13 protein-coding genes are annotated in these 16,721 nt (G+C 54.5%); 8 read left to right on the forward strand and 5 right to left on the reverse strand.

Annotated elements, in window-relative coordinates; all coding sequences use genetic code 11:
• Positions 1–63: 63 nt before the first annotated feature.
• Positions 64–1,026, forward strand: coding sequence for a LuxR C-terminal-related transcriptional regulator (locus Q1B46_RS10970; protein ID WP_299947888.1), 963 nt, complete (start codon positions 64–66; stop codon positions 1,024–1,026).
• A 128-nt stretch (positions 1,027–1,154) separates the two neighbouring features.
• The gene (locus tag Q1B46_RS10975; protein WP_299947890.1) at positions 1,155–2,141 is read left to right on the forward strand and encodes an MBL fold metallo-hydrolase; all 987 of its coding nucleotides are present in this window, start codon (positions 1,155–1,157) and stop codon (positions 2,139–2,141) included.
• Between the two features lie 111 nt (positions 2,142–2,252).
• On the opposite strand, the gene Q1B46_RS10980 is transcribed toward Q1B46_RS10975, so the two are convergent.
• The 5 genes from Q1B46_RS10980 to miaA form a co-directional block, all read right to left on the reverse strand.
• Positions 2,253–4,340, reverse strand: coding sequence for an ABC transporter ATP-binding protein (locus Q1B46_RS10980; protein ID WP_299947892.1), 2,088 nt, complete (start codon positions 4,338–4,340; stop codon positions 2,253–2,255).
• An 89-nt stretch (positions 4,341–4,429) separates the two neighbouring features.
• Positions 4,430–5,884: an ABC transporter permease gene (locus Q1B46_RS10985; protein WP_299947894.1), complete on the reverse strand. Its 1,455-nt coding sequence runs from the start codon at positions 5,882–5,884 to the stop codon at positions 4,430–4,432.
• A gap of 13 nt (positions 5,885–5,897) precedes the next feature.
• On the reverse strand, positions 5,898–6,944 hold the full coding sequence (locus Q1B46_RS10990; protein WP_299947896.1) for an ABC transporter permease: 1,047 nt from the start codon (positions 6,942–6,944) through the stop codon (positions 5,898–5,900).
• 119 nt (positions 6,945–7,063) lie between these two features.
• On the reverse strand, positions 7,064–8,734 hold the full coding sequence (locus Q1B46_RS10995; RefSeq protein WP_299947898.1) for an ABC transporter substrate-binding protein: 1,671 nt from the start codon (positions 8,732–8,734) through the stop codon (positions 7,064–7,066).
• A gap of 363 nt (positions 8,735–9,097) precedes the next feature.
• The gene (gene miaA / locus Q1B46_RS11000) at positions 9,098–9,997 is read right to left on the reverse strand and encodes a tRNA (adenosine(37)-N6)-dimethylallyltransferase MiaA (protein WP_299947900.1); all 900 of its coding nucleotides are present in this window, start codon (positions 9,995–9,997) and stop codon (positions 9,098–9,100) included.
• Between the two features lie 97 nt (positions 9,998–10,094).
• Between miaA and pyrH the strand changes: the two genes are divergently transcribed.
• The 6 genes from pyrH to Q1B46_RS11030 all read left to right on the forward strand — a co-directional run bounded on the left by pyrH (position 10,095) and on the right by Q1B46_RS11030 (position 16,702).
• Complete coding sequence (gene pyrH, locus Q1B46_RS11005) at positions 10,095–10,847, forward strand: UMP kinase (RefSeq protein WP_299947902.1); 753 nt, start codon at positions 10,095–10,097, stop codon at positions 10,845–10,847.
• Between the two features lie 277 nt (positions 10,848–11,124).
• Positions 11,125–12,351, forward strand: coding sequence for an aminotransferase class V-fold PLP-dependent enzyme (locus Q1B46_RS11010; protein WP_299947904.1), 1,227 nt, complete (start codon positions 11,125–11,127; stop codon positions 12,349–12,351).
• 45 nt (positions 12,352–12,396) lie between these two features.
• A complete protein-coding gene (locus Q1B46_RS11015) occupies positions 12,397–13,830 on the forward strand; it encodes a deoxyribodipyrimidine photo-lyase (protein WP_299947906.1) in 1,434 nt (477 codons plus the stop codon).
• 61 nt (positions 13,831–13,891) lie between these two features.
• Positions 13,892–15,100 (forward strand): cyclopropane-fatty-acyl-phospholipid synthase family protein, encoded by a 1,209-nt coding sequence (locus Q1B46_RS11020; RefSeq protein ID WP_299947908.1) that lies wholly within the window; start codon positions 13,892–13,894, stop codon positions 15,098–15,100.
• Positions 15,101–15,116: 16 nt separating this feature from the next.
• A complete protein-coding gene (locus Q1B46_RS11025) occupies positions 15,117–15,557 on the forward strand; it encodes a TrgA family protein (RefSeq protein ID WP_299947909.1) in 441 nt (146 codons plus the stop codon).
• A 29-nt stretch (positions 15,558–15,586) separates the two neighbouring features.
• Positions 15,587–16,702 (forward strand): NUDIX domain-containing protein, encoded by a 1,116-nt coding sequence (locus Q1B46_RS11030; RefSeq protein WP_299947910.1) that lies wholly within the window; start codon positions 15,587–15,589, stop codon positions 16,700–16,702.
• Positions 16,703–16,721: the final 19 nt, after the last annotated feature.

The raw sequence follows: 16,721 nt of genomic DNA on the forward strand, positions 1-16,721 counted from the left end.
TGATCAAGCGGTTGGCAACGACTTAATCTGGGACAGAAGTTCCCAGACTTGGTACGTTTTGAGATGATCCAGGATCGACCGGATATTCCACCTGATACAATGGCCAACTGGCAGCGGCTGGTTGACCTTGTTTCGCAACTTGCCGACGTGCCTGCCACATTGATCATGAAAACCGAGGCGCCTGATCACGCGGTTCTGATCACTTCGGATCATCCGGAAAACCCATACCCAGTCGGTATGAATTTTCGCCTGAATCCCAAGCTTTATTGTCAGGGTGTTCTTGAACGGGATGGTGAATTCGTGGTCGAGGATGCGACGTGCGATCCAGCCTGGGATGACAATGAAGACATGGAACACGGCATGTCCTTTTATATTGGGTATCCATTGAAATGGCCGGACGGTTCAATATTCGGAACAATCTGTGTTCTGGATCGCCACCGCAATCGCCGCGCATTGTTGTTTCGCGAAGGGCTGGCGCAGTTTGCGCGCATGGTCGAGGCGGATTTGGCTTTGATCCAAGAGGTTTATCTGCGTCGCGCGCTGGAAGAGAAGCTGAACGAAACGCTTGCGCAATTGGAGCAGCGTGTGGAAGCTAGGACGCGGGAGCTACGAGAAACCAATACGGCGTTGCGGGTGTTGCTAACCAGTCTGGACGATGACCGAAAGGATCGTGATCAGGATATTGTTGAACAAGTTCGTACGATGGTTCTGCCATATCTGGATAAGCTGCGCGGCCAACTGACCGAAGGCGACGCCTCGCAGGTTTATCTGGAACTGGCTGAGCGCAATCTGCAAGATATTACCTCGATGATTTCCGATAAACTCTCGGATGCGTTTTCGATTATGACGCCGACGGAAATCGAAATTGCGCAGCTGGTCATGTCTGGCAAAACTACCAAGGATATCGCACGGGCGATGTCGCGCGAGACGTCGACGATTGATTTTCATCGCAACAATATCCGGCGGAAACTTGGCCTTGAAGGCCGTGACCAAAACTTGCGCAGTCATCTTTTGTCGATTTCTTGAACATTGAATATGGGGATTGCCCCCATATTACCCCCAGATTTTTCTGATCTGAGCCGACGTTGCTTGCCTTGCTAAGCTGATCAGAGAGGTGCGGATTAACCCGCGCCGGTTCAATCGGGAGGATAAAAATGGATCGCAAAGATCTGAAGCCGACAATAATGAACGGAGAGCGTGACCCACTTGCATGCGGTCTTTCGCGCCGATCATTCTTTATGGCAGCCGGCGCTGCAGGGGTAGGGGCGGGGGCCTCGTTGCTGGGCAGCAAACCAGCCGAAGCGCAATCGCAGGCTTGGCTGCAGCCGGGCAACAATAGTCACGTAGTTGATCTGCAAGGCTCGACTGGACAGGCCAGCACGGGAACAGTTGGGATTGATTATTATGGTCACTGCGCCATCAAGATCACCTCTCCCAACGGTGCGACTGTATTATTCGACCCCTGGCGTGATGACCCGTCAGGTGCTTGGGGTTTGTGGTTCCGCAACGAATTCCCACAGATCCCGGTCGATATCACCATGTCTACTCACGCACATTTTGATCATGATGCAATCGAGCGGCCAAGCTCGACGATGGTTCTGGATAGGATGGCGGGTAATTTTGAGTTTGCTGATCTCAAAATCACAGGGTTTGCTGACAAGCATGCCTGCGTCGCGCCAGGATGGTACGACTGGACGAATGCGTTGGCCGAATTCGGGGTTGAAGCCTGCCCACCCAACAATGTTGGGCATATGGATATGGTCGTATACCTCGTCGAAACCGGCGGCATTCGCACCTTGATATGGGGTGACAACCGCCACAACCCACCTCAGGAGTTCTGGGATGCAATTGGGCAGGTGGATGTGCTGACCCTTCCGGTCGACGGTTCGGAACACATCCTTAGCTTTGATCAGGGCAACGATATTGTCGCTAAGCTCAAGCCAAAGATCATCATTCCGACCCACTACCTCAATGAAGTTACGTCATACACTCTGACGACCCTGCAGGCCGCAGACGATTGGGTCAAAGGTCAGCAGAGTTACAAGATGCTCGATAGTGCGAGCCTAAAGCTGGAAGCCGGAGATGTTGCGGGTATGAACCAAGAGTTCATGCATTTCGGCAACAATGTGATGACGGGCTGAAAAATTGACTGCCACTCACTTACAGCTTGCGTCGCCTGTCTCCCCAGCAAACTGTGGCGCAAACTGAAAGGGCCGGTCATGGACCGGCCCTTTTCGTTCGTTCACCGCGCCTTATTCGGCCGCAATTTTGATAACAGGTTCCATTTTGGCCAGAATGTCTTCTGCAAGATGGCATTTAACCTGATGCCCATCCGCTAGCGTCAGTACCGGAGGCATATGGGATTCACATCGTCCGTCCGGCACCTTGGGTTTCCAGCGGCAGCGCGTTTGGAACGGGCAGCCCGGCGGTGGGTTCATAGCCGAAGGGATGTCGCCTTCCAGCACGATATGCTGTTTTTCGATTGAGGTGTCCGCAATCGGAACTGCGCTTAGAAGGGCCTCAGTATAGGGATGATAGGGCGGGCTAAAGACCTGATCGGTCGTGCCCAGCTCGACCACATGGCCCAGATACATCACCATTACACGGTCACTGAGATACCGCACGATCGACAGGTCGTGACTGATAAATAGAAGGGTGGTTTTCTGCTCACGCTGAATTTCCATCAAAAGATCGGTGACGGCGGCCTGAACGGATACGTCCAGCGCTGAAACAGGCTCGTCCGCGACAACGATCCGCGCGTCACCTGCAAAGGCTCGGGCAATACCCACACGTTGCTTCTGACCACCCGACAGCTGTCGCGGCATTCGGTCGGCAAAAGCGCGTGGTAGTTTCACCAGATCCAGCAACTCAAGCATCCGCTTCTTCCGCTCGGCCTCTGAATTCCCTACGCCAAAGACTTCCAGCGCCCGGATGATCTGACGTCCGACCGTCATCGATGGGTTCAGCGTATCGAACGGGTTTTGGAACACCATTTGAACTTCGCCAACGGTTTTGGCATCCCGCTTTTCAATGGGCATTTGTTCGATGTCGCGATCATCCAGCAGGATTTGCCCGCCGGTTGCCGTTTCAAGGCCCATCAGAACCTTCGCAAAGGTGGACTTGCCGCAACCTGATTCACCCACGATGGCGAGGGTCTCGGACTCACGCACCTCAAAACTCAGGGTTTCGTTGGCCTTAACCACATTCGTCTCACCACTGTTGAACAGCGCATTCGCGGCCACCTCATAGTATTTCTGGAGGTTACTCACTTTCAGGATGGTTCGGCCGATCTCGGTCTTGCTTGTCAGCTTGCCCACAGCGACAGGCGCGTTCCATTCGATCTCGTGGAATTTTACGCAGCGCGTCTGGTGCCTGTCATTCCCGGGCACGGCTTGCATACGGACATCTTGCGCGTCACAGCGTCCCGCTTTGAAATATTCGCAGCGCGGGCCAAAGTTGCATCCCGGGGGACGCTCATGGGGCAGGGGAAAGTTCCCCGGGATGGCCACCAGCGGGCGTTCGTTCTTGTCAGTCCCCGGCAGCGGGATCGAACGGAACAGCGCTTGCGTATAGGGGTGCCGCATCTCGTCGAACACATCGTTGATCGAACCACGCTCAACGGCTTCACCAGAATACATCACGCACAACCGGTCACAGGTTTCCAGCACCAGCCCGAGGTTGTGCGAGATAAACAGCATCGAGGTGCCGTATTTCTTGCCCAAATCCTTGATCAGCTCGATTATGGCAGCCTCGACAGTCACGTCTAATGCTGTGGTCGGCTCATCCAAAATCAACAGCGCTGGTTTCGACATCAGCGCCATTGCGATTACAATCCTCTGCTGTTGGCCACCGGACAGCTGATGCGGGAACGAATCCAGTATCCGTTCTGGATCTGGCAAGCGCACGTCGGTGACAACCTCCAGCGCGCGCGAATGCGCCTCTTCGGCGCTGACCCTTTCGTGGATCATCGGCACTTCCATCAATTGCTTGCTGATCTTCATGGCCGGGTTCAACGAGGCCATGGGTTCCTGATAGATCATTGCAATCTCATTGCCGCGAATGTCGCGCAGTTCTTCGGTGGTCATCTGGTTTAGATCGCGACCCTTGAACTGGATAGAACCGCCGACGACACGTCCGTTCCTGCCAAGGTCCTGCATGATGCCAAGCGCCACTGTGGATTTGCCGCAACCGGATTCACCGACCAACCCAACCGCTTCACCAGGTCGTACGGTAAGCGAGAAATCCATTACGGCAGGAATTTCACGAAGCCGCGTAAAGAAGGAAATCGAAAGCTTGTCGATTTCCAAAACAGGTCCGTCGAATTCTGCCAGTTTGCTCATCTTGTATCTCCTCGCGAAAGTCCGAAGGTCCCTTTCATCTGGCTAAAAGTATCCCGGGTTCCGGGGGGCTGGCCCCTGCATTGATCACATCAGTCCTTCAAACTCTCTTCGCGCAGACCGTCTGCCAGCAGGTTCAACCCCAAAACCAGTGACAACAACGCCAAAGCGGGTGGCAGTACGGGGTGCAGGTAGATCGATAAAAGCTTCCGCCCGTCATTGATCGTCGAGCCCCAGTTCGGGTTTTCGGGTTCAAAGCCAAGGCCAAAGAAACCCAGGGTTCCCAGCAGAATAACGGTGTAGCCAATGCGTAGGCAGAAATCGACGATCAATGGTCCGCGTGCATTGGGCAGGATTTCCCACAACATGATGTACCACGGACCTTCGCCCCGAGTTTGCGCAGCCGCGACATAGTCACGTGTCTTGATGTCCAACGTAAGGCTTCGCACGATACGGAAAACAGTGGGTGAGTTGACAAAGACCACCGACACAAAAACCACGAGCGGAAAATCCACCAGATCCAATTCCTTTGGAAGGCCGGGGATGTTGTAAGCTGGCGCGTTGACGATGTACCCGTTGGTCGAGATCAGCGACAGGTATATCCAGATCGCCAAGCCCAATACACCGATCAACAACGGCGTGCGGACTCTCGGTCTGGTGTGGAAACGCGAATTCAGAAGAACCCCGAGAAAGATCACCGGAAAAATAAACAGAACGGCGGCCATGTAGCTGGGTAAACCGGTGGTCACGATTTCTGGCGTTACCAACAGGTAGAACAGGAGGATGACAGGAAATGCCAGTACCAGATTCGACAAAAATGACAGAACCGTATCAAGCCGACCACCATAGTATCCTGCCGGTAACCCAAGGGTGATTCCGACCATGAAGGCAAAGAGAGTCGCAAACGGTGCGATCTTGATGACCTCCCATGTTCCTGCGACCATCCGGCTGAACACATCGCGTGCAAGATTATCTCCGCCCAGAAGATACCAGGCATACTGACTGTCTTCGAGGCTAGGTATTGGTGTTCCGGGAACCTTGTTTTTCATTCCTGAAACAACGGCCAAAGGATCAAGTGTTGTAATAAGTCCCAGGGCGCTGAATACACCCGTGAACACCCAGAACATTACCAGTCCAAACCCAACCATACCGATTGGGCTGTCAAACAGCTTTCCGTAAAGTCCCAGCTTGCGTTTGAAGGCATTTGACATCGCATAAAGAATGATCAGCGACAGCCATACAGGCAGGAACCGCTGCGAAATGGCGCCAATGATCCCAGCGTTTGTCCCCATCAGGATGCCCAGAACGATGTAGGCAACAGCAATACTCACGCTCGCCAGAAAGCTAAAGCGCAGCGCGGTTTGTATGAGGTTTCTTGGGCCTGAGTTTGAGTTCAGCGTGCCATCCGGGTTCACGGCCATCTGATCTTCCGGCAGGACGATACCGGCCAGCATCCAGAGCACAACGGTCAGTGCCAACAGCCCCAATGCCAAAGCGAGCAGCGGATTGAGGAATGCGATAGAGCCGGTCCAGGTCAGAGGTTCCATATCCTGTCCTCGCTCAAGAAATTCGAATGCGCGGGTTGAGGTAGACATAGCCGATATCTGAGATCAGCTGCGTCAACAGCACCACAAAGACCGACACGACCGAGATTGCCATAAGCAACTGAATATCGTTGTTGCCCGCTGCCTGCACCAGCGCCCAGCCGAAACCCTTGTAGTTGAACAGGATTTCGACGATGACCACTCCGTTCAGGAGCCAGGGGAACTGCAGCATGATCACGGTAAAAGGCGCGATCAGGGCGTTGCGCAGCGCGTGCTTAATGACGATATTCGGGAACGAGACACCTTTCAGGCGCGCGGTGCGGATATATTGCGTTGTCATGACCTCGGCCATCGAGGCGCGGGTCATACGCGCGATGTAGCCCATTCCGAAAAGCGCGATCGTCAGGACAGGTAGGAAAAAGTTCTCGAACGTCGGGTTCTCCATCGCTTGCGTTGCGCTGCCCTTGAACCATTTCAATCCGACGGCGGATGAGGTGAAGATTGCAATGAAGATAACGCCAGATACATATTCCGGTGTAGCGGTGGTTGTGATGGCAAAGGCCGAAAGCGTGCGGTCGGTGGTCGAACCCTCTTTCATCCCCGCGAGGACCCCGACAATCAGGGCTGTCGGCACCATCAGCACCATCACCCAAAGCATCAACCGTCCAGTCAGATACAGCCGTTTACCGATCACGGCAGAAACTTCGTTCTCGAAATAGGTGGAATAGCCCCAATACCCCTGCAGGATGCCGCAGAAATTGGGCGATGCTTCAGCGGTATCTCCGGGCAGGATGCAACGGCTCTGAACTGTGCCGTCCTCATTCGTGTACCGATAAGAGGGCAAAACACCCAACCACTCGCCATACTTGATTGGGGTCGATTGAAGATATCCGCCTTTTTCAAGAAAACTCGCGACCTGCTCATCCGACATCCGGAAGTTGCCCTGTGTCTTCGCAAGCTTTTCGAGGTTCGGGTAGAGGTTGGTCAGGAAGAAGACCAGGAAGGTCAGACATAATGCTGTCAAAAGCATGATGCCGACGCGCCTTAAAATGAAAAATCCCATATGAGCCCCTGTTGGTCGGCCAGCGCGTGATATCCGTGGCCTCACGTGTCTCCGTCTTAATGGTCACCGTCTTCAGGACGAAAAACCGCGCCAGTGTGGCGCGGCTTTTTTCATTCAGGCTACGAAGCTATGCCGAATTTATAAAGTTGCGGCAGGTCTGCTATGTGTTTTTCGACGCCCACCAAGTGGTGACGGTGATGGCGGATTGCCGTGCGCCAATACGGTTGAATAATCACCCCTTCCTCAATCATGATCGCCTGAAGTTTTGCCATCACTTCACGACGCATATCTACATCTACAAGCGAGTTTGCTTCGACAAGCAGGGCGTCAAACGCGTCGTTGGCGAATCCGGTCTCGTTCCAGGGCGCGCCGGATGTATAGGCCAACGCCAAAATTTGCGTACCCAGAGGCCGGTGGCTCCAGTTCGTCGATGAGAATGGGAATTTGTTCCAGTCATTGGCAAAGGTCGACAGGGGCAAGACGGTGTGTTTCGCCTTTATCCCCGCGTCGTTCAACTGCGCGACAACCACTGCCGTGGTATTGCGCCGCCAATCGTCATCCACCGAAATAACTTCATGTTCAAAATCACCCATTCCCGCTTCGTCCATCAAAGCCTTGGCTGCGGCGGGGTCATTGGGGATGCGTGTAACGCTTGAATCATACTCGGGATGCATCGGCCCCACATGGCAGTTTTCGGCAGGTACCCCATAGCCTGACATGCCAAGTTCGAGGCAAATTTCGTTGTCGACGGCCATGGCCAGAGCTTGCCGAACACGTTTGTCAGCGTAGATTTTGTTGCCTTCAGCGTCCGTCGCCAATTGGTTCGGGCGAATGACAATAGTAAAGCCGGACGGGATTTCCGAGCGCACCAAGTCAATACTGTCAAACACATCGACAAATTCGCCAACCGACTCCCAGTTCATGTCGATCTCGTCGGCCTCGTAGGCTGAAAAGAAATTAGCCGGGTCAGTGCCGTAATCGATGAATTCAATCCGATCAATATAACCGCCTTTGCCAGCTTCGTACCCCCACCAATCGAACCCTTCATTGCGTACTAGAACGCCCTTTACACCAACCTCGTGGCTTTCAGGGATCATGAAGCCGGTCCCGATCGGGTTGGTTATAATTTCGTTTGGATCAAAGCTGCTATGGACGATCTGCGCCGGGTAGTCGGCCATTCCGGGTATGATCGTAATATCAGGAGCGTTGCATTTCAGTTTGATTGTGTGTGTGTCGACAATGGTAATGGCCCCTTCTGCGGCTTTCTGTGTGTTCTGGTCAACCAGGGACGCCATGCGTGAGGCCATCGAGTTGCCTTCCACCGTTTCGTCGCACCAGCCTTCGATGTTGCGGGCTACATCCTCGGCGGTGAAATCGTCGCCATTGTTCCACTTCACGCCCTGGCGGACGTTCAGCGTGTATTCGGTCGCGTCGTCGTTGGCCTCCCAGCTTTCCAGCAACATTGGCTTGAAGGAACCATCGTTGTTGTACTCAACAAGATATTCCAGCCAGCCTGCGGTGAAGGTCGCAATCTGAGTCCAGTCAAAGCTGCGCGGATCTTTGAGGGCGCGCACTTCCATCTGATAGCGAATGGTGCCACCTTTTTGCGGCACTTGTGCTGCCGCGGGTGAGTGCAGGCCGATCATGCCATAGGCGGCAGGTACAGCGACGCCCAGTGCAGTCACACGGGCCAGAAATTCGCGACGGCTCAGATAGCCGTCCCGATATTCCTGCGCATGCATTTCTGCTGCCCAGTGCACCGGCTTGCCGTTGATTGCCTTGTATTTCATTGGTTTCTCCCCGTGACACTAATGATCTATTAGTGTTGGTGTTTCTGATAGATCGAACCGGGCGCTAGGACTGCCGAAGTTGATCGGACAGGTGCGCCGCGGGCCAAATTCTTAGAATTGTAAACATCCCCATTGCTACATTCGGCACCAGTTTTTCTGCGGCGTCAATGTCGCAAATTGGCAAGTATGGTGCAAAAGCGACATTGGGCCGAAACGTGTCCTTGGTTAACTATGTTTGGTTGAATCTGTGCCGCAGCGTGATGCGCTAGCCAACATATGTTGCGAAAAGGATGCAAAACCCGTCGGGTATTGTTTCGAATAGGAACTAGGAACCCTGAAGTTATTTGCCATTATTTATAGGTGCTAGACGCAAGAAGCGGCGTCAATACGGTGCCAGGCTTTCATGCGTGCGCGGAACCACGTTCGTTGACGCTTGGCAAACTGACGTGTTGCAATCGTTGCGCGCTCTCTTGCTTCGTCCAATGTCATACGACCGTCAAGACAGGCCATCAGCTCTGGTACACCAATGGCCTTGCAAGCGGGCAGAGAGGGATCAAAACACTTTTGCATGGCGGCTACTTCGTCCATCGCGCCTTGATTTAGCATCTGATCGAAACGGCGATTGATACGATCCAGCAGCCAGTCTTTTTCTGCATCAAATACGATTGGAACTGTATTCTTAATGTCCAAAATCGGGGCAGGTGTCGCGGCCTGCCAATCTGCCAGTGATCGTCCGGTGGCGTTCCGAACCTCCCACGCGCGCTGAACGCGTGCGCGATTTTGAACGTCGATCCGCTGCAGGGTCTGGGCGTCAAGACCGTCGATCAGTTCCTGCAATTGCATTATATCCGCTTTGGCCCTGATTTCGGATGGTGTTGCGGGTATCTCGGCCATCCCTTCGGTCAGCGCGGTGAAGTAAAGCCCGGTTCCCCCCACGATGATGGGCCGCTGTTTCTGTGTAAGCAGAGGTGTGACCTCACGCAGCCAATGCCCGGTGGAATATGTCTGATCATACGCGACGTGCCCATAAAGAAGGTGCGGTGCGCGGGCTTCCTCCTCGATCGAGGGGCGGGCCGAGATTATGCGCCAGCAATCGTAAATCTGGCTGGCGTCTGCATTGACGATCACTCCACCACAGTGTTCCGCGATCGAAAGTGCCAACGCCGATTTGCCGGATGCCGTGGGCCCAGCAATCAACACTGGTTTGTCGTCAGGAATCGGAGGCAAGTGCCTCAAAAGCCGGTTCGCGGTGTTATCGGCCATCACTGGTTGCCTTATTCCTGACTATCCGCATTGAACCTGCAGAGGTTTTGCTTCATTTTGCGCCGGAAAATAACCCCGTGCCAGCCCGGAGCGCAACATGAGCCTTTCCCCAACTGTCGAGACCACCGAAACCCCAAAAACAACATATAAACGCGTCATGTTGAAGATTTCGGGGGAGGCGCTGATGGGGGATCAGGGATTCGGTCTGCATCCGCCAACTGTTCAGCGCATCGCACAAGAGGTTAAGTCAGTTCACGATCTGGGTGTCGAGATCTGTATGGTCATCGGCGGTGGCAATATTTTCCGAGGGCTGTCCGGCTCGGCACAGGGGATGGAGCGCACGACTGCAGATTACATGGGCATGCTAGCCACGGTGATGAACGCGCTGGGAATGCAGTCGGCGCTCGAAGAGGTTGGGGTCTTCACTCGTGTCATCTCTGCCATTCGGATGGATGAGGTCTGCGAGCCGTATATTCGCCGTCGCGCCGTGCGTCACCTAGAGAAAAAGCGGGTCTGCATCTTTGCGGCCGGAACCGGAAATCCCTATTTCACCACCGACACAGCCGCCACATTGCGCGCCAATGAGATGGCGTGTCAGGCGATCTTTATGGGTAAGAACGGTGTTGATGGCGTGTATGACAAGGATCCGAAAATCCACTCTGATGCGGTACGCTACGACAACGTCTCTTATGACGACGTGCTGGCCAAACGGCTGCGGGTTATGGATGCTTCGGCGATTGCGTTGGCCCGCGACAACAATCTACCGCTGATCGTGTTTGGCCTGGATGAGCCCGGCGGATTCCGGGGCATTCTGGCGGGCGAGGGGACCTATACAATGGTTCAGGGCTAAGTCCCACTTCGCTGAGAATACGGCCGGGCGTCATTGCCCGGCTTTTTTTACCTGCCGTCCAAAGATAACGCAAAGACAGTCGCTTGACCCGGCCAATCACGTCTGGCTATCTGGCGGCGTCCTTCAATGTGCACGAAATCATCGGAAGGGCTGTCGCCGATCCTGAGAGGATGAAGGATAGCGGCTGGGCTGGAAGACCTGCCTTGTTTTCGGAGTTGTCCGGATCATGCGCGGGCAAAATCCTTAAATTTGGCGCATGGAAAGGGAGAGACGTGGAATGGGCACCCTTGATATAGACTTTGTTCGGGCACAGTTCCCGGCCTTTGCAGAACCCAGCCTCAAAGGGCAGGCCTTTTTTGAGAACGCCGGGGGGTCGTATACCTGCAGACCTGTGCTTGACCGGTTGAGCCGGTTCTACACACAACGCAAAGTTCAACCCTACGCGCCTTATGACGCCAGCCGTTTGGGTGGCGAAGAAATGGACGAAGCCCGCGCGCGCTTGGCTGCGATAATGGGGGTGGATACGGACGAGCTGAGCTTTGGCCCCTCAACGACGCAGAATACCTATGTTCTTGCACAAGCTTTCCGACAGTGGATGAAGCCGGGTGATGCGATCATCGTGACCAATCAGGACCACGAGGCCAATTCCGGGCCTTGGCGGCGGTTGGCCGATGACGGGATTGAGATTCGTGAATGGCAAATAGACCCGGATAGCGGATCATTGAGCTTGCTGGATTTGGAGAATCTGCTTGATGAGAAAGTACGCCTTGTTTGCTTTCCGCATTGTTCAAATGTTGTTGGCGAAATTAACCCTGTTACCGAGATTACCGCGATTGCTCATTCCGCTGGTGCGTTTGTTTGCGTTGATGGCGTATCTTATGCGCCGCACGGGCTGCCCAATGTAGGTGACCTGGGGCCGGATATCTATCTGTTCTCAGCCTACAAGACCTATGGCCCGCATCAGGGCTGCATGATCATTCGGTGCGCACTGGGTGAGATGCTTCCCAACCAAGCGCACCACTTCAACGCAGGAGTGCTTTACAAGCGATTCACGCCGGCAGGGCCAGATCATGCACAGATTGCAGCCAGCGCAGGCATGGCCGATTATGTGGAACTGCTGTGCGATCATCACGGCGGGCCCGAGGCCGGTGCGTCGGCGCGTGGTGGCTTTGTCCATGACATTATGCGTGAACACGAGGTTGCGTTGCTACAACCCCTGCTGGACGCGGTTAAAGACCGCAATACGTTGCGCCTGATCGGCCCATCCGATGCTGCCCGACGCGCACCCACGGTTGCGCTGGCCCTGAATAGGGAAGCAGAGCCTGTTGCAGCTGAACTCGCCAAGTATGGCATCATGGCAGGCGGCGGTGATTTTTATGCGCATCGTCCACTGCAGGCGATGGGTGTCGATCCCGATCAGGGCGTGCTGCGCCTCAGCTTTACGCATTACTCAAGCCAACAGGAAATTGATCAGCTTTTGGAGGCGCTTGACCGCGTTTTGTGATCCAGTTTCCGCGCTGCTTCGTAACCGAAGAAAACAAGGGCGGACATGGAAACCGAGCACTCTCCGATCATTTTGTGGTTCAGGCGTGATCTGCGGCTAAGCGATCATCCCGCGCTTAGCGCGGCGGTGCAGTCGCGCCGTCCCATAGTGCCTGTGTTCATTCTGGATGATCAGGTTCACGCATTGGGCGCGGCATCAAAATGGCGCCTTGGCTTGGGCCTTGTGGCGTTTGCTCAAAGCCTTGAACAGATTGGTAGCAAATTGATCCTGCGCCAGGGGAACGCGCTGGATGTGATTGGTGATTTGATAAAGGAAACCGGCGCAGGCGCTGTTTTCTGGTCGCGGGCCTATGATCCGAAGGCGATCACCAGAGACAAGCACATCAAGTCCACATTGACCGCGAAGGGCGTCGAGGTCCGGTCCTTTCCCGGTCATCTTCTGTTTGAACCCTGGACCATTGCGACCAAAGCTGGTCAACCCTTTCGGGTGTTCACGCCGATGTGGAGGTCGGTGCACGGGCGTGACGTTTCGTTGCCCGAACTCACCGCAGCGAAGCTTGCGACACCAGAAATATGGCCTGCGTCTGACCGTTTGTCTGAGTGGCATCTGGATCGATACATGCGGCGTGGGGCAACGATCATCCGCCCGTATGTCCGCCCCGGGGAAGCCGCAGCTTTGGATCAGTTGGATGCGTTTCTGGACCGTATCGATCAATATCCCGTACAGCGGGATCGGCTGGATGCGACCGGAACCTCGGATCTGTCGGAATACCTCTCACTCGGCGAAATAGGGCCGCGAACAGTCTGGCACCGGGTACGAAACGCAGATCTTACAGGTTCGCGCGGGGGCGAGGCCTTTCTGCGTCAGCTCGTGTGGCGAGAGTTTGCCTATCATCTGATGTACCATTGGCCGCATCTTCTGACCGATAACTGGAAACCCGAATGGGATGCGTTCCCTTGGCACACCGATCCCAAGAGGCCCGAGATACGTGCCTGGCATCAGGCAAAAACCGGAATACCGCTGGTCGATGCGGGACTAAGGCAAATGTACGTGACCGGACGTATGCATAACCGGGCACGAATGGTGGTCGCAAGTTACCTCACCAAACACCTGATGACACACTGGAAAATCGGCGCGGATTGGTTCGCGGATTGCCTGATTGACTGGGATCCAGCGGCAAATGCGATGGGATGGCAATGGGTGGCGGGATCTGGGCCCGACGCTGCGCCGTATTTCCGTATTTTCAACCCGCAGACACAGCAAGAGCGGTTTGACCCAAACTCGGACTATCTGCGCCGCTGGATCGCAGAGGGGCGGTCAAATCCTTCGGCCACTGCGCGCGCGTATTTCGATACTGTGCCACGATCATGGGGGCTTTCCCACGAAGACACGTACCCGGCGCCAGTGGTGGGGCTGAAAGAAGGTCGCGCCCGGGCATTGGGCGCCTATGAAACCCGAAAAGACCCAGTAAGGAACTGAAAACTTGCCAGAAACCGAATCCCGTCCTAGCCTTGTTCCGCAACCGCAGAAGGGAGAGCGGATGTTCCTGACGAGCACCGAAGGGCAGGAGGACCTGCCAAGATACTTTGTACAAGTCTTCAAGATGCTGAACCGAATGGAGAGCGGCAGGCTTGATATCGCCTTGCCTGATGGCCGCGTATTCCGAGCAGACGCGCCCAAGCCCGGTCCGGTCGCACATGTGGATATTCACGATCCCGACGTCTTTGCCAGACTGGTGCGTGAAGGAGAGTTGGGGTTTTCCGACGGATATCTAGAGGGGGACTGGAGTACACCTGACTTGCGCAGCTTCATGGATCTTGTGCATCTGGGAACAGAAACGGTCTACGATGATTTTACCGGGCAGTTTCTGGTTCGCGCCTATGAAAGATTAAGGTTCTGGCTGCATCGCAATAACCGGACTCAGGCCAAGAAGAATATTTCCTATCACTATGATCTCGGCAACGAATTCTACGGTATTTGGCTGGATGATACGATGACTTACTCCAGCGCCATATTTGAGACAGGGCAGGAAAGCCTGGAAAACGCGCAGACCGCAAAATATGCCAGTTTGGTGGATGAAATGGGGGCTAAGCCGGGGGATCACATACTCGAAATCGGGTGCGGCTGGGGCGGGTTTGCTGAATATGCCGCAAAAGAGCGCGGGTTGCGTGTAACCGGGCTGACCATTAGTCAGGAACAGTTGAAGTTCGCTAAAGAGCGTATTGAAAAGGCAGGGCTTTCTGATCTTGTTGACTTCAAGCTTCAGGACTATCGCGACGAACAAGGACAGTATGATGGTATTGCTTCAATCGAGATGTTTGAAGCGGTCGGCCAGAAATACTGGCCCGCTTATTTCGATACGGTACGTGACCGCCTGAAGCCTGGTGCGCAAGCGACGTTGCAAATCATTACAGTCGCGGATCATCGCTGGGAGATTTACAAAAACGGCGTTGATTTCATTCAGAAATATATTTTCCCCGGCGGGATGCTACCGGCACCGACAGTCCTGAAAGAACAGATCGGTCAGGCCGGGCTCACGGTTGTGCGCTCAAAGGAATTTGGCAAAAGCTATGATCTGACCCTGCGCCGCTGGTACGAGACCTTCAACGCCAAATGGGATCAGATTTCAGAGTTGGGTTTTGATGAGCGTTTTCGCCGCATGTGGAATTATTATTTGACCGCATGTGGCGCGGCCTTTGACACCGGTAATTGTGATGTGACACAGATCACAATAGCCAAACCAAGTTGAAGAACGGATAGTACGAATGCCTACAGCCTCACGTCTCGTCGCCGCGTTGTGTCTGCTGGTAATAGCGTTCCTTGTCTCAAGCATGATTATTGACAACGGGGAAGAGGGTAAAAGTTACGGCTACTTCACCTATGTGAATATGATGCTGGGGATGGTCTGCGGTTGGGTCATCATGGGTAAACGCGCGGGTCGCGGATGGACTGCCGCTGTCAACAATGGCCTGACCGGTGTTGCGGCATTGGTGTTCTGGGGCTTGTTTGTGCAAGGTACTTACGAGATGTTCAGCCAAGCGATGCGTCATCGGTTTGGCGGGCCGTTTGAAGCATTGCTGGAAATCTTTACGCTTGGGGTAACCTATGGTGAACAACTGTTACCCACTGAGATTCTGATTACGCTGGGTATTGGTGCGGTCATCAGTGGCTTACTTACCGAAATCGCCTTTCGGCGCTGGCGTTAAGTCAGAATTTCCAAACCGGGGCTCCTGCTTTGTCTAACCTGTTTTTCTATGGCACTTTGCGCCATGTGCCCTTGCTTGAGCTTGTCATGGGGCGCAGCGCGGACGATTTGTCGGCGACGCCGGCAATTCTATCTGATCACGCGGTGTATTCTGTTCAGGATCAGCCTTTTCCAATGATTGTCGCTGAACAGGGCGCATCGGCAGAAGGTGTGCTGGTGCAGGGCTTGGGCGAAGACGAGCGCGCCAGATTGGCCTTTTATGAAGGTGGCTTCGAATATGACCTGCGCTTGCAGACCGTGGTAACCGGCGATGGTGAAAAGCATCAGGCATTGGTGTTTTTTCCCGCTTCGGTCTCATGGAAAACGGATTCATATTGGGACTTTTCGGCCTGGACCAGCGATTGGGGCGCAATGTCCATGCTGGCGGCAACGGATGTCATGGCCCATTTTGGGCGTGTTGAGGCCTCGGCAATTGCCCGCAGCTTTCCTGCCATTCGTACACGCGCGTGGGCCAGATTGGCAGCACGTCGACGCGAAACCGGGGATGCCCGGAACATCGCACATGATGTTGTGGTCCATGATCGCACGCAAGCCTACATTAACTATGTCGCGATGGATGAGATAGAACTGCAGCATCGATTGCATAATGGCGAAATGGGGCCGGTGTTGCATCGCAGTGGTATGATGCAAGGCGCTGCTGTGGTTGTTCTGCCTTACGATCCGGTCCGCGATACGGTGTTGCTGGTAGAGCAGTTCCGGGCGCCTGTATTCTTGATCGACGACCCTGAACCGTGGATGTGGGAACCCGTCGCTGGCATGATTGATCCCGGCGAAACACCTGAACAAGCCGCTCATCGGGAAACCATGGAAGAGACACAGATTTCTCTGACACTGCTGGAATATGCAGGCGGCGCCTATTCATCCAGTGGATCGTCGACTGAATATGTTCACCTCTATATTGGTCTGGGTGACCTGACAGCGACTGTAGAAAGTAGCGGCGTCGCCTCGGAAGGAGAAGATATTCGGAGCAAAATTCTACCGTTTGATGACTTCATGCACATGGTAGATGGCCATGTTTTCAAGGATTTGCCGCTTCTGACACTGGCCCATTGGCTGGCGCGAAACCGTGAGCGCCTGCGCGCCTGACTATCCCGGCTTGTGATCA

It is taken from the genome of uncultured Ruegeria sp., from assembly GCF_947500045.1.
Lineage (GTDB): Bacteria > Pseudomonadota > Alphaproteobacteria > Rhodobacterales > Rhodobacteraceae > Ruegeria.